Consider the following 13,685-nt stretch of genomic DNA (forward strand, 5'->3'; position numbering starts at 1 on the left):
GTTCTTAGAGTAAAATGAAAGTAAATCGGATGTTGGGGACGCAATCATGACTTACAAAAAGATTTTAGTGGCTCTCGATCAATCTTCACAAGGAGATATTGTTTTTCAGCAAGCGATTACCCTGGCTAAAGCCTATCAAGCACAACTTTTTTTATTTCATGCACTGATCTTTAATGGTCGCAATCTTGAGGCTTACAGTGGCATCTATGGGCAGAATGTTTTGAGTCTTTCTTCTTCTGTACAAGAACAACTAGAAGCCGAAACTGAAGAAATAGAAACTTGGTTATCAGGCTATGCGGAACAAGCCCAAGCAGAAGGATTAGCTGTGGAGTATGATTGGAAGGTTGGGGAACCAAGTAGTTGGATCCGAGAAATGGCAAAAACTTGGGATGCGGATTTAGTAATCCTTGGTCGCCGTGGAAGAAGAGGATTAGCAGAGGTATTTTTAGGAAGTGTTAGCAATCATGTAGTTCATTATGCCCCTTGTTCGGTATTGGTGGTGCAGGGGAAAGATTTTGACTCTGATCAAGAGCAAGAATGAGGTTTCAATTGGGTAACGACCAAAAACCGTTACACTGAGCTTTGGGCTTCTTTACTAATCCGCTTGCTGAGATTGAGGACTTCTGGCTCACTTACGTTAAAATTAAAGGGAAACCTTATTGTTGTTTAAGTCAAGTTAGATAAGTTTATTTATGAGTGCCTCTACCACTAAAGCTAATACTTTATCACTCCATTATCTCGGCGATCGCACCCTAAGAAAACCCTGTAAACGCATTAGCAAAGTTGATCAATCTATTAGAGACTTAGCCAAGCAGATGGTTCAAACCATGTATGCAGAGCAGGGGATTGGTTTGGCAGCTCCACAGGTGGGAGTTAATAAGCAAATGTTAGTGGTGGATTGCGATCACGATAATAGTGCAACTCCGCCGCTAGTTTTAATTAATCCCCAAATTGAAACCTATAGCCCAGAGTTAGTAACTGGGGAAGAAGGCTGTCTCAGTATTCCCGGTGTCTTTTTAGATGTAGTGCGCCCGAAAGCAATTACTGTCAAGTATAAAGATGAGCAGGGTCGCCCCAAAAAAATTAAGGCAAGTGATCTCCTAGCACGAGTGATTCAACATGAATCGGATCACCTAAATGGGATTTTATTTGTTGATCGCGTCCCCAATGATTTAATTTTAACAGAAGCTCTTAATAAAAATGGCTTTTCTGCAAACGCTGTCCAAACTCTAAAGGCTGAAGGATAAAGGAGTTAATCGTGTTTTTAACCCCAAAAAGTGGTTTATTATTACTAATTTCTTGCGTTGCCGCGATCGCTGCTGTTGGCTCAGTTTTTGAACTTTCTTATGGCGATCCTCGCTATGGCGTTATGGTGACTTCCGCTATTTTGAGTGCTAGCATTCCTTTAACAGGATTAGCCCTTTGGCTAGCCATTCAAGATGCAAGAGCAAACTTGAAATAGTTTACCTGAAAGCAGTGGCTATTTAATATTGGTCGCTGCTACTTTAATCCTCGGTTATGCTTGATATTACAAAATTAACGGGGCAATTACCAGCGATTAGTAAGCATCTACAGCAGGAAGCCCAAGCCAGTAATCAACGCTTAGAAGTTGCCCAAAAACGGCTAGCAGAAAGTGTCCTTGCCCAAGAAACCCTAGAAACGCAACAGGAAGAATGGCGCGATCGCGCACTGTTTAAGGCAGCGATTCCCTTAGAACCTCTCGACACTTGCCAAGATATTCCCACTCCTCCCTACGCCCATAGCGTTTTTGCTACCGATGGCTCACAAATTTCTCCCTCCCACCACGAAATCGCCTATTGTTATCTGATTAATATTGGGCGAGTGATGTTGCATTATGGGCAAAGTTTATTCCCTGTTCTCGATAGCATTCCAGAAGTTTTTTATACCCAAGAAGATTTATATGAATCTCGCCAATGGGGGATTCCCACCGATGAGTGGCTAGGGTATCGGCGTACGGTTTCAGAAATTGAAGCCCTTGCAGAAATGGCTTATCGTTGGGTGAAGCCACCAGGGGCACACGATGAACCCAATTTAGCCCTAGTGGATGGCTCTTTAATTTATTGGTTTCTAGAGAATTTACCCACCCCCGCCCGAAATCAACTTTTGCCCCGAATTTTTCGCGCTTGGGAACAATTACAAGCCGCGCAAGTGCCATTAATGGGCTATCTTAGTGCTAATCGCCACACCGAAGCCGTACGGTTTTTGCGCTATGCCAGTTGCCCTTATAATGTTCCTGATTGTCAAACCTTTTGCGCTAATGAAGAGAATCAACTTCCTTGCCAAAGTTGTGAACCTTTGCGAGATACCACCCTCTGGCAAACCTTATTATCTCCCGGACAGCGATCAGCAATTTGGCGTAGTCAAAGCCCGATTTTAGAATTATATCCTGAAGAGTTTGCTATTCACTTCTGTTATGTTCATGTGGGAACAGAAATTGCGCGAGTGGAGTTTCCCGCATGGATAGCGCAAGATATTGAGTTATTAGAACAGTCTTTAGGGCTTCTTTTAGGACAAGTGTATAAGGGATATGGTTATCCTGTCGCGATCGCGGAATCCCATAATCAAGCTGTCGTGAGAAGCAGCGATCGCGCTCGTTTTTTTGCCCTTTTAGAAAGAGAAATGATTAAAGCAGGATTACCCAATGTGGGGGTTTCTTATAAAGAGAGTAATAAACGGGATAGTATTGCCTAAAGAAGCTGCTGTTTTGCCTTTTGCCATAACGCCTCTAACTCCTCCAACGAATACTCACTGAGAGGACGTTCTGCTAAACTCTCCATAACAGTTAAGCGTTCCACAAATCGTTGGTTTGTTCCCTGTAAGGCTTGTGAAGGATCAAAACCATACCAACGGGCAATATTAACCAACGTAAATAAAACATCTCCTAACTCTGATTCTTGATCTTTACTATCTTTACTTGCTAATGCTTCCTTAAACTCGGCTAATTCTTCTTCAAACTTATCCCAAACACCTTGGGAGTTCGTCCATTCAAACCCTAAATTTGCTGCTTTTGTAGAGATTTTCATACTAGCAAATAACGGTGGTAAGGTTTCTGCATACTTTTGAAACTTTTGGCTCAGTTTTTTCTCTTGTTCAGGATGATACCCTTTTTCTTGCGCTTTAATCGCTTCCCAATTTTTTCGTACTTCTGCTTCGTCTTTGACATCTAAATTACTAAAAACATGAGGATGACGACGAATTAGTTTATCAGTGATTCCTTGGGCGACCTCTTCTAAAGTAAAATCACCCGATTCAGAGGCAATTTGCGATTGCAACACCACTTGTAATAATAAATCCCCTAATTCTTCGACAATGGCTTCCTGATTTTGACTGCGAATAGCAGCCGTAACTTCATAGGCTTCTTCAATAATATAGGGAATTAAAGTTTCTTGGGTTTGCGCTAAATCCCAAGGACATCCTTCCTGCGGCGATCGTAGCTTGGCAACGACATCAATTAAATCATTTAAGGCATTTAAAATTGCTTGTTGGGTCAGGTTTTCAGGTTGATTCATCATATTTTCTATTCTTGAGTAAGAGTAGCCTTAATCCAATTTCTAATCCCTTGACGCATCTTTAGTCTTCCTTGTTCGCGATAAGGGACTTGCGAAAAAATGAATTACCCAAGAAACTAGAAGAGATGATATTGGTAAAAAGAGGATGCAAGAGTTAAACGAACAGTTCAAAAGAACTCTTAAAGATGCAGCGAGAAAATTAACAGGAGAGAAAAAACGAGTGTTTGTCGCTCAGGTGTGCCTTGACTACTTTCAAGGTTCAGCCCGTCGGACAGAAAGGCAAATGGGTTGGGGGAGAGTGTGTGTTCAAAGAGGTCTTGACCATCTGGAAAGGGGAATCTCCTATCAGGACAAGTATCAGGAGCGGGGTCGGAAAAAAAGCGAAGAAAACTTGCCCAATTTAGGAAAGGAGATTCGCGACCTAGTAGAGGAACAATCTCAAGCCGACCCAAAATTCCAAACCACATTTCAGTATAGCCGCATGAGTGCTCAAGCGGTGAGAAATGCTCTGATTAGGGAAAAAGGATACAGCGATGAACAATTACCAACCCGACAAACAATTGGAGCAATGTTAAATCGCCTCGGCTACCGTTTAAAAAAACCTTAAAAACCAAGCCATTGAAGAAAATCCCTGAAACTGATGCTATTTTTGAACAAGTGGCAACAGCTAATCAAGCGGCCGATGATGACCCAACCGTCTTACGCATCTCAATTGACTCGAAAGCCAAAGTCAAACTAGGAAACCTCTCACGGGGTGGGAAAGACCGTCGCCAAGCTCCCCCTCAAGCCGATGACCATGATACTCAATGGCACACGACTCTACTTCCCTTTGGGATTCTTAACCTCCGTACAGACAACTTAGCTCTTTACATGAGTGAGTCCCCTGAAACCTCAGATTTCATTGTTGATTGTCTAGAGCACTGGTGGAAAAGCAATCAAGGAAACTTTCCCGAGGTTAACACCTTAGCCATTAACTTGGATGGCGGCAGTGCTACCCGTTCCAATCGCACTCAGTTCATCAAAAGGATTGTAGAATTTTCTCGTCATTACCAGCTCCAGATTCGCTTAATTTACTATCCTCCCTATCATAGTAAATACAATCCCATTGAGCGTTGTTGGGCTGCCCTTGAACAATTCTGGAACGGAGCGATTCTGGACTCTATTGACACGGCTCTGAGATGGGCAAGTAAGATGAGTTGGAAAGGTTCTCAGCCTGTGGTTCACCATGTCACTAAGCTTTATCAAACTGGTGTCAAAGTTGACCCTGAGTCTTTAGCAGACTATCGAGTTGATTGGCATCCTTCAGAATCTTTGCCCAAATGGTCAGTTACTGTTGGTTCGTTCTGATGGGTATCCTTTTTTATTGCAAATCCCTAAGTTTCTAAATAATTGGGAAGTTCTTGGATCGGGAGATTTGGAAAAATGGCACTGGTGGTTGTTTCCTGATAAGTTTGATTATTGGTTAATTGATAAATCGTTAATGTTCCTTCTTCATAAATCCAAATTTCAGGAATCCCTAGTTGGGCATAAATTAGAAAACGGTTAAGGGATTTGCTGGTTACATCAATTTCTAAAACGAGATCAGGAGGAGGATCGATGTTGAGATCAAATGTTAATTTTCCCCGTACTCGGGCTTCATTTTGAAAATAAAAACAATTATCAGGTTCAACTCCCACTGCTTTCATTTGATCTTTCCATGTCGTTGAACCGTAGCACTCATAATTAAGCTCTAAAATTTCGGCAATATCTTCAACCGCAGTGCTAATTACTTGTTTATAATATTCGTGTTCAGGTAAAGGAGTCATTATTTCTAATTGCCCCTGATCATAAGCAATTCTAGCACCTCTTTTTTCCCCTAAAGTTGTGAGTAAATTTTCAAACTGTTCCCAACTAATTTGATTTAATACGACACGATCTGCTTTATTCGCTGTTGCTAACATCATTAATTTTGATTACCCCATATCTAAAGGATCAACATCAATATTTAAACTAATATTTTTCGGACAAAACTGATATAAATCCGTTAACCAAGAAAGCTGATTTTCTCCTTCTGTGCGAGAACATTTTAACAAAATTTGCCAACGATAACGCCTTGCAATTCGCATCACACTGGCAGGTGCTGGCCCTAAAACTTCATACTGATTCTCTTCATTTTTGCTACGACAGACATCTGCTAATAAGGTAGCTGTTTGTTGTACTTCTAGCGCATCTAAACCACTTAAATTGAGTAAAATTAACTTGCCATAAGGAGGATAATTATAAGCATAACGGTTTTCTAATTCAGCTTGGGCAAACCGCCGATAATCATGGTTGTATAAAGCAGCAATAACAGGGTGTTCGGGGTTATAAGTTTGAATAATCACCTGTCCGGGATCATCCCCTCTTCCTGCCCTTCCTGCTACTTGGGCGAGGGTTTGAAATGCCCGTTCCGCTGCCATATAATCAGAGCGATGTAATACCCCATCAGCAGAAACAACTGCCACTAGGGTAACTTGGGCAATATCTAACCCTTTAGTTAGCATTTGTGTTCCCACTAATAAGTCTGCTTCGTAGTTGGTAAATTGGTTTAAGAGAGAACGGTGTGCGCCTTTAGTGCGTGTGGTATCGCTATCAAACCGTAGGGTGCGTAAGTCAGGAAATTCTTGCTCTAGGGCTTGTTTTACCCGTTGTGTTCCTGTGCCAAAATGCTTCAGATAGGGAGAGCCACAGGCAGGGCATTGTTTCGGTTGCAGTTGGGTATGATTACAATAATGACAGCGTAACGATTGCGTCCCCCCTTCATGGGTGTAGTGATAGGAAAGAGAAACATCACAGTGGGGACATTCCATAACATAGCCACAACTGCGACAGGAAACAAAGGTACTATGCCCCCGTCTGGGAATAAAGAGAATGCCTTGCTTTCCTTGAGCTTTTAAGTTTTGCAGGGCGGTTTGCAGGGGTTGGCTAAAAATGGAGCGATTCCCCTGTTGTAATTCTTGCCGCATATCAACCACGGAAATGGGCGGTAAGGGGCGAGAATAGATGCGTTCAGGGAGAGAGAGATAATATTTTTCAGGGGTTTCCCAAGTTTCGAGAGAGGGAGTGGCTGATCCCAGAATGAGAGGACAATGCTCCAGTTCGGCTCGCCATTTTGCTACAGTACGAGCATGATAAGTGGGGAGGCGTTGGGTTTGTTTGAAACTGCTGTCGTGTTCTTCATCAAGGATAATCATTCCCAGTTTTGGCAGGGGGGCAAAAACCGCCGATCGCGTTCCGATGACAATTTGGGGATCTCCCCTTAACATCTGTCGCCAAGTATCATATCTTTCCCCAGTGGAAAGGGCACTGTGATAAATGCAAACTTGATTGCCATAACGGGCGCGAAATCGATCACACAGTTGAGGGGTTAACCCAATTTCAGGAACTAGAATTAGTACCGAATAACCAGCTTGTAAAATTGGCGCGATCGCCTGTAAATAAACTTCGGTTTTTCCTGAACCCGTTACCCCATGTAATAAAACTTGCTGAAAGCCGTCTAGCGCATTGATGGTATTGAGGGCTTCTTGTTGGGCATGGTTTAAGGTTTTAGGCTGATCCAATTCTTGATCAGGGGTTTGAGCAAATCGCAGTCTTTCCTGTTCTTGAATGACCACACAGCCTTTTTTTTCTAAGCCAGAAACTGTACTAGAAGTGGTGGAACACGCCTGTAATAATTCAGTTAACCATAACTCACCGCCGCGACGACGGAGAAACTCTAATACTTCCCGTTGACGAGGAGTTAACTCGGGAGATTCTCCCACTAATAAAACTGCTTTTTGACGCTTTGGGCGAGATTGTTGGGGTTGTTGTAAATAACTTTCTACCCAACCCCGTCGCATTAACTCATTAATTCCCCGTTGCGCCCCTTTAATTTGTTGTCGCAGATATCGCGCACTATAATCTCCTGTTTGCTGAGATTGCAGGAGTCTTAAAACTGCTACGCCGACAGAAGAACAAAATTCTGTTGCCCCTTCTGGAATAACATCTGGTTTTAAGCGAATCCGCAGTTGAGATTTTCCCAGTAATCCTGGGGGTAATGCGGTATGAATGACTGAGAGTAAAGGGCTACAGTAATAATGAGCGACTTTTTCCAGTAATTGCCAATAACGTGGGGGAAATAGGCTTTCACTTACCACTGTTTCCACGTCTCGAATCTGATTTTCTGAGAGATTTTCAGGGAGAGAGGAAACCAGCCGAATGGCAATGCCACCGACAATTTGATTCCGCAGGGGAACACTTAAAATATCCCCCGGTTGAACGGTCATCTCGCTTGGAAGGTGATAAGTGAGTAACCCTGGGATGTCTGGACAATCCACTAAGACTTCTACCCACTGAGCAGTTTGCGAATTGTCGGGATTATAATTACCTTGACTGCTGGCAACAACAGGCACAACGGGGGAATTTAACATCAGTTAGACTCACTTAACCACTGTTCCGATTTTAATCAATATGAAACTCAAAAGGAAGGCGAGCATAAGCATGATTGGGATCATTCATAACTTTGAACTCTTCCCAACTGTTTTGGAATCGCTTGAGACGCTCATCAATTGGGGTTTCTTGACCCAATAATACACGAGCATCCTCTTGAAAACGTCTTAAAAACCGTTCTTCAAAGCCACTTAAACGGGGATATTCCTGAACTTGCCAATCCTCTAATTCTGCGGTTTCTGCTGCCTGCGCGAGCGCGCTATTTAATCCCCCTAACTCATCGACTAATCCCACTTCTTGAGCTTGTTTGCCAGACCACACACGACCTTGAGCAATTTCTTCCACTTCTTCTGGGGAAAGGTCACGATTGTCAGCAACGCGATCGATAAACCGATCATAAATTTGGTCAACCGTTCCTTGCAAGATGGCTAATTCTTCCTCACTTTTCGCGCGAGAAATACTATCTAAGCCAGCCAACTCCCCGGTTGCGACTTCATCCCAAGTAATCCCATTTTCATTTGCTAGCTCTTGAATATTCGGTAAAATCCCAAACACGCCAATAGAACCAGTAACTGTAGTAGGTTGAGCAAAAATCTTATCTCCCCCTAACGACACCCAATAAGCACCAGAAGCCGCGGTATCCCCCATAGACACAATAACCGGCTTTTCCTCTTGGGTTAACTTCAATTCCCGTAAAATCACATCAGAAGCCGTTGCACCGCCTCCAGGACTATTGATTCGCAAAACCACTGCTTTAACATCATCATTCTCTCGTAAATTGCGAATTTTCTGAGCATAGCGACTACTACCAATACTATCTAATGGGGCTTCTCCACCAACAATCGCCCCTTGAGCATGAAGCACCGCAATTTCATTATCAGAGGTATCTTCCATTGCCTCCCTCTGAGTGACCCCACTATAACTCGCTAGAGAAATATTGGGAAAATCATCATCATCTTCTGTTTCTGATATCTCTTTTAACTGACTAATTACCTCATCACGATAAGCCACTTCATCCACTAACCCTGCTTCTAAAGCATTTTCAGCTAACAAAATCCCTTGGGTATCAACAATATTCTGTAACTCATCAACACTAATGTCTCGCTGAGTGCTAACATCCTCTAACCATTCTCCCCAAATATCCCCTAAAAGCGCAGTCAATTGTTCTTCATTTTCAGGACTTAAATCTTCTCGAATTAAGGGTTCTATTGCCGATTTATAATCCCCCACTCGAACAGTATCAATTCCGATACCATATTGTTCAAACGCCCCAGCAAAGAACGTTTGTTCCGAACGTAACCCTCTTATTTCCAGATTCCCTAAAGGATTTAAAATGACATTATCAGCAACTGAAGCTAAATAATATTCCCGTTGATTCAAATTAGTATCATAAGCAATTACCTCTTTACCGCTTTCTTGAAATTCAACCAACGCCTCACGAATTTCTTGTAAAATGGCATAATCTGTAGTATTCGAGCCTTCTGTTCCATCAAGTAAAATGCCAGAGATGCGATCATCTTCACTGGCTTTTTCAATGGAATTAACCACTTGCTGAACTGTGACAGGACGCTCTTCAGGGGCAAATAACGCCTGAGTAATATTAAGGGGGGGTTGTGTATCTTGAATAGATTTTGATAAGTCAAAAACTAAAACCGAATCTGATTCCACTTGCGGTTGTTGATCGCGAGTGCCAATAATAACAAAGAGTAAAAATAGGCTACCTGTTCCAACAATTGAAAATAAAACTAAGCCTGCAAAACTACCAATTAAAGTGGCAAGAGCTTGCTTGAGAAACTGACGCATAAATTATGTCTATTGAACTGAGCAGCCTCCATTCTAACGTGGATCAAGAGCATCCCTTAAGCCATCTCCTAACAGATTAAAGGCTAAAACCGTTAAAATAATCATAATTGCTGGGGGCCACACCAACCACGGCTGTAAGACGAGGATAGAAGCATTGGTCGCCACAGACAGCAAGTTTCCCCAAGAGGGATCAGGTTGTTGAATCCCTAGCCCAATTAAACTCAACACTGACTCGGCTAAAATAAAGCTGGGAATGGCAAGTGTCGCCGAAATAATAATGTAAGTTGCGGTTTGGGGGAGAACATGGCGGAGAATAATATAAAAAGAATTTCCCCCCATCGCGCGAGCGGCTTCCACAAACTCTCGTTGCTTAATGGATAAAACTTGTCCGCGAATCACCCTAGCTAGTCCCGACCAACTAACAAAAGAAGTAATGACAACAATTAAGATAAAACGCTGAGTGCTGCTTAATGTTGGCGGTAAAACTGCCGCTAAAGCAACTAATAAATAGATCGTGGGAATGGTCATTAAAACTTCCACTAACCGCATGATAATAGCATCAACTGTGCCTCCAAAATACCCAGAAATGCCACCAAACAGCATTCCTAATGGAAAAGAAATGGCAATTCCAAATAAACCAATAAATAAGCTAATTCTTCCTCCGTGAACTAAGCGTGAAAATTGATCCCTGCCTTGTTCGTCTGTTCCTAAAAGATGATATTTAGCCTCACCTGTTGTTCCAAATAAATGCCAATCAACTTCCCAACCTGAGAAAATTTCTACAGGTTCAAAATCTGGCGGAAGGGGTAAATAAAGCGGAAAAATGCGATAAGAAGTACCAGCAGCAAATAATGTTAAAGGGGTGGGTTCTTCAAAATCAACAATTAATTCTCGATCTCCTGTTTCAATATCCGTTTCTCCCTGTTGCGTGGGATAAACATGGGGGCCAATCCAGTCTCCTGTCTCCTGATTGCGAAAGTAAATTTCTGTGGGAGGCAACAAAGAGCCATCCATCTCTGAGGCATAAGGATCATAGGGGGCAACAAAATCAGCGCCAATGACCATTAAATAAAAAATGAGTAGCAAGGATGCGCCGATTCGAGCTAAAGAATTCTTTTTGAGTTTTCGCCACCAGTTCATAAAAAATAATTGACAATCAGCAATAGACAATGGACAATTAGTAGCATAGGTTAATTTTAAACCAATTTGTCTTCAAGTCGTCACGGCAAACTCTCAATTAATGTCTGGAAAAAGGTTTGTGATTATCTAGTAGCCAATGACCAGCACAGGGAACTCCGGAGCAGCGGGGGCAAATCACAAATCTCTATTACGCATAACGAATTGTCAATATGGCTTCTTCGATCTGGCCCTACAAAAGCCCTGGCATTCCTGATCACTTGTTTGAACGTCTCCCTGGAATTCCCCTAACCAAACGGGAAGTGAGAATTTTATTACTGTCCTATTTGCGCTTAGAACCCGATTCTGTGTTATGGGATGTGGGCGCAGGAACAGGAACAATTCCTGTTGAATCTGGGTTATTATGTCCTGATGCTCGCATTTTTGCGGTGGAAAGAGATGAAGAGGTGGTGGATTTAATTCGTCATAATTGCACGCGCTTTGGGGTAAAAAATGTGCAGGTGATTCAAGGGGTTGCCCCAGATTGTCTGAGTAAGTTACCTAAATCTCCCCATCGCGTTTGTTTGGAAGGGGGAAAAGATGTACATAAAAATTTAGAACAAGTTTGGCAATATATTCAGCCGCAAGGACGAGTCGTAGCAGTGGCAAATAATTTAGATAGTTTATATCGTCTCTCGGAAACCTTAGCGAAACTACAAGCTCGCAATATTGAAGTAGTACAGTCTTCTGTAAACCGCTTGGAAACTCGGGGACCAACTCAGGTATTTGCTGCCGTTGATCCCATTTTTATCTTGAGTGGCGAGAAGTTTTGATGCTACTAGGAGTCTTAGGTCTTACCTTCAGAATGAGTAGATTCATTGTTGAAGATAGGGGTTAAATAGGCAACTAAAGCCCCTAACATGAAACCAAGAATATTCCGTAGTAACGGTAACCACTCAGCAGTACGAGTGACAACGGGGCCAATGCCAAAGGCAATAAAGAGAATGCCCCATAGAGGAGATAATAACAAAGCCCATTGCCAAGCAACGATTTGATCTTGTTTGCGAGGTCGGGCGGCTAAACCAAAGACTACTCCCCCAACAACAGAAGTGATGAGAGTAAGAATCCATTGTTCTTGCGGTAAGCCTGGAACAACATTACAACCACCTTCTGCTAAGCATCCTTTCACTGTTTCTAGAGATTGCGCGATCGCGTTATTCTCGCCGTTTTTCTCCACATAAAACATATTGCCAAAGCGAGTTTGCAATTCTACCCAAAAGGTACGCGGTAGGAGATTATAAACCTCATCTCCCACATTAAAAGCTAAAAGATTCCCACCTCTGGCATCTGCTACTAATAAAACACTTTGATCATTTAGGTTCCAGTATTCTTTAACAGCACGTCCGGGAGTTTGATCATATTGGGTCAAAATCCGTAGCTTCCAACCTGTTTCTTCTTCAAATTCTTTGATTTCTTCGGTTAGCGATTCTTCTTGTAGCGTCGGTAAAAAATTCGCTAAATCAATAATCGGGGTTTGCTTTTCTGGCAATAAAGAAGGATTATCAAAGGCTTGAGCAGGAGCTGGATTAGCAAAAAGCGTAGAGAGCCCCAAAAGACAACTGATAAAGAGCACAATAAAGCGTCTTAAAGACGGAATAAGCATTTTTATATAACGGCTTTGTTTCAACATTTCTTAAAAATTAACAACAAGCTCAATGAACTTTACACTTGTTTACTTTATTTTAAGGATAGTGAGAAAAAAAATACAGATCACCCCTCAACTTTCATACCTAAGATAGGTTTATCGCTGAGTGATCCATTCCCAATAACGCTGGTATAACTGTCTAGCGGCGGGAAATGTGGAATTAGGGCTAAGAAAATGAGAAAATTCAAAAGTGATCAGTTTATCCACTTGCGCGGCTTCGGCTTGCTCAATTTTATAACGGAGTTTACGATAATCAATCGGGGGAAACTTCCAAGGAACATCCCGATCAAAGCTCTCCACATTACTCCAAACCGTTAAACCGTATTTCTTTGCCAGTTGACAATTCGCTTGCAAATAATGGGGTAAGTCTTGATAAGCCACATTCCCATCTTGAAAGGCGACAATATCCACAATGCCTTTTAAACGAGCAAATATGGAATCCCAAGCAGTAATATGCTCATTGAAAGAAATGGCAGTTTCTCCAAACTGTTTAATGCCCTTAATATAGGGAGAAATTAGAATCGGAACATCTCGAAGTTTTTTCAGGTGACGGGATAATTCTTCATACACTTGCATCATCCCCTCATCATAGGTATTAATTTCATGGCTAATATACCAACCGCCAAATGCCTGATAATCCCCGTAACGGCGGATAAATTCCTCACAGAAGGCTTGATTAATCTCAGTTTCGGTTTGATAGTCGCCATTTAACCAGTAGTTTCCAGAGTCATAAGTCCCAAAATAAAAGGTCATGCCATATTTTTCAGCTAGAGTTAGGAATAATTGGACGAGATCAGTATAAACAGGGAGGAGTTTGCCAATTTTTTCCTGTAAAACTTGTGAGTTAAAGGTAACCTGATCTTTATAGCCAGCGCGAATTAAAATAACAGTATCAATCCCCACTTCTTTCATAGTGGCAAAATCGTTATCCCAATCGCGATCGCGCCAATTTTGTGAGGGAATGTCATGAGTGATTTCATCAAGGAAGGTTCCGGTGAGGGCTGGTTTCATAGTCCAAAATCGTTAATCGGGTGCAAAAATCTAGGAAAGTAGATGAAGAATTAATTTGAGTGTCTTAAACTAAG

General features: G+C 42.1%; 14 protein-coding genes. 7 read left to right on the forward strand and 7 right to left on the reverse strand.

All coding sequences use genetic code 11. From position 1 onward, the window contains the following. Positions 1–46: 46 nt before the first annotated feature. The 4 genes from FRE64_RS01570 (at position 47) to FRE64_RS01585 (ending at position 2,712) form a co-directional block, all read left to right on the forward strand. Positions 47–541 carry a universal stress protein gene (locus FRE64_RS01570; protein WP_146294355.1) on the forward strand — a complete coding sequence of 165 codons (495 nt, stop codon included), beginning with the start codon at positions 47–49 and terminating at the stop codon, positions 539–541. Positions 542–692: 151 nt separating this feature from the next. Beyond that, entirely contained in the window at positions 693–1,247 is a 555-nt protein-coding gene (gene def, locus FRE64_RS01575) for a peptide deformylase (RefSeq protein ID WP_146294356.1), read from the forward strand. A gap of 11 nt (positions 1,248–1,258) precedes the next feature. Then, on the forward strand, positions 1,259–1,462 hold the full coding sequence (locus FRE64_RS01580) for a hypothetical protein (protein WP_146294357.1): 204 nt from the start codon (positions 1,259–1,261) through the stop codon (positions 1,460–1,462). 56 nt (positions 1,463–1,518) lie between these two features. Then, entirely contained in the window at positions 1,519–2,712 is a 1,194-nt protein-coding gene (locus FRE64_RS01585; protein WP_146294358.1) for a DNA double-strand break repair nuclease NurA, read from the forward strand. On the opposite strand, the gene mazG is transcribed toward FRE64_RS01585, so the two are convergent. Continuing rightward, entirely contained in the window at positions 2,709–3,533 is an 825-nt protein-coding gene (gene mazG / locus FRE64_RS01590) for a nucleoside triphosphate pyrophosphohydrolase (protein ID WP_390622252.1), read from the reverse strand. The genes FRE64_RS01585 and mazG overlap by 4 nt on opposite strands. 142 nt (positions 3,534–3,675) lie before the next feature. Here mazG and FRE64_RS01595 point away from each other — a divergent pair, with 142 nt between their 5' ends. After that, complete coding sequence (locus FRE64_RS01595) at positions 3,676–4,137, forward strand: hypothetical protein (protein WP_146294359.1); 462 nt, start codon at positions 3,676–3,678, stop codon at positions 4,135–4,137. Positions 4,138–4,148: 11 nt separating this feature from the next. Beyond that, the gene (locus FRE64_RS01600; protein WP_186708805.1) at positions 4,149–4,877 is read left to right on the forward strand and encodes an ISAzo13-like element transposase-related protein; all 729 of its coding nucleotides are present in this window, start codon (positions 4,149–4,151) and stop codon (positions 4,875–4,877) included. 26 nt (positions 4,878–4,903) lie between these two features. On the opposite strand, the gene FRE64_RS01605 is transcribed toward FRE64_RS01600, so the two are convergent. From FRE64_RS01605 to FRE64_RS01620, 4 genes are read right to left on the reverse strand one after another with little or no spacing between them, the layout of a single operon-like run. Further along, positions 4,904–5,473, reverse strand: a complete 570-nt coding sequence (locus tag FRE64_RS01605) for a Uma2 family endonuclease (RefSeq protein ID WP_146294361.1) — start codon at positions 5,471–5,473, stop codon at positions 4,904–4,906. 9 nt (positions 5,474–5,482) lie between these two features. Continuing rightward, complete coding sequence (gene priA, locus FRE64_RS01610) at positions 5,483–7,957, reverse strand: primosomal protein N' (protein WP_146294362.1); 2,475 nt, start codon at positions 7,955–7,957, stop codon at positions 5,483–5,485. 31 nt (positions 7,958–7,988) lie between these two features. Beyond that, complete coding sequence (gene sppA / locus FRE64_RS01615; protein WP_146294363.1) at positions 7,989–9,779, reverse strand: signal peptide peptidase SppA; 1,791 nt, start codon at positions 9,777–9,779, stop codon at positions 7,989–7,991. Between the two features lie 33 nt (positions 9,780–9,812). Further along, a complete protein-coding gene (locus FRE64_RS01620) occupies positions 9,813–10,919 on the reverse strand; it encodes an ABC transporter permease (protein ID WP_146294364.1) in 1,107 nt (368 codons plus the stop codon). Between the two features lie 209 nt (positions 10,920–11,128). Between FRE64_RS01620 and cbiT the strand changes: the two genes are divergently transcribed. Continuing rightward, a complete protein-coding gene (gene cbiT, locus FRE64_RS01625) occupies positions 11,129–11,728 on the forward strand; it encodes a precorrin-6Y C5,15-methyltransferase subunit CbiT (RefSeq protein WP_146294365.1) in 600 nt (199 codons plus the stop codon). 14 nt (positions 11,729–11,742) lie between these two features. On the opposite strand, the gene FRE64_RS01630 is transcribed toward cbiT, so the two are convergent. Then, positions 11,743–12,558, reverse strand: coding sequence for a TPM domain-containing protein (locus tag FRE64_RS01630; RefSeq protein WP_222597847.1), 816 nt, complete (start codon positions 12,556–12,558; stop codon positions 11,743–11,745). Between the two features lie 138 nt (positions 12,559–12,696). Continuing rightward, positions 12,697–13,611, reverse strand: a complete 915-nt coding sequence (locus FRE64_RS01635) for a DUF4434 domain-containing protein (RefSeq protein WP_146294367.1) — start codon at positions 13,609–13,611, stop codon at positions 12,697–12,699. Between the last annotated feature and the right edge of the window lie 74 nt (positions 13,612–13,685).

Source organism: Euhalothece natronophila Z-M001 (genome assembly GCF_007904085.1).
GTDB lineage: Bacteria > Cyanobacteriota > Cyanobacteriia > Cyanobacteriales > Rubidibacteraceae > Halothece > Halothece natronophila.

Bases quoted from the DNA above. Each gene is read 5' to 3' on its own strand.
- FRE64_RS01635 (WP_146294367.1), bottom strand. From the start codon at position 13,611: ATGAAACCAGCCCTCACCGGAACCTTCCTTGATGAAATCACTCATGAC.
- FRE64_RS01605 (WP_146294361.1), bottom strand. From the start codon at position 5,473: ATGATGTTAGCAACAGCGAATAAAGCAGATCGTGTCGTATTAAATCAA.
- cbiT (WP_146294365.1), top strand. From the start codon at position 11,129: ATGGCTTCTTCGATCTGGCCCTACAAAAGCCCTGGCATTCCTGATCAC.
- def (WP_146294356.1), top strand. From the start codon at position 693: ATGAGTGCCTCTACCACTAAAGCTAATACTTTATCACTCCATTATCTC.
- FRE64_RS01630 (WP_222597847.1), bottom strand. From the start codon at position 12,558: ATGCTTATTCCGTCTTTAAGACGCTTTATTGTGCTCTTTATCAGTTGT.
- priA (WP_146294362.1), bottom strand. From the start codon at position 7,957: ATGTTAAATTCCCCCGTTGTGCCTGTTGTTGCCAGCAGTCAAGGTAAT.
- mazG (WP_390622252.1), bottom strand. From the start codon at position 3,533: ATGATGAATCAACCTGAAAACCTGACCCAACAAGCAATTTTAAATGCC.
- FRE64_RS01595 (WP_146294359.1), top strand. From the start codon at position 3,676: ATGCAAGAGTTAAACGAACAGTTCAAAAGAACTCTTAAAGATGCAGCG.
- sppA (WP_146294363.1), bottom strand. From the start codon at position 9,779: ATGCGTCAGTTTCTCAAGCAAGCTCTTGCCACTTTAATTGGTAGTTTT.
- FRE64_RS01620 (WP_146294364.1), bottom strand. From the start codon at position 10,919: ATGAACTGGTGGCGAAAACTCAAAAAGAATTCTTTAGCTCGAATCGGC.
- FRE64_RS01570 (WP_146294355.1), top strand. From the start codon at position 47: ATGACTTACAAAAAGATTTTAGTGGCTCTCGATCAATCTTCACAAGGA.
- FRE64_RS01585 (WP_146294358.1), top strand. From the start codon at position 1,519: ATGCTTGATATTACAAAATTAACGGGGCAATTACCAGCGATTAGTAAG.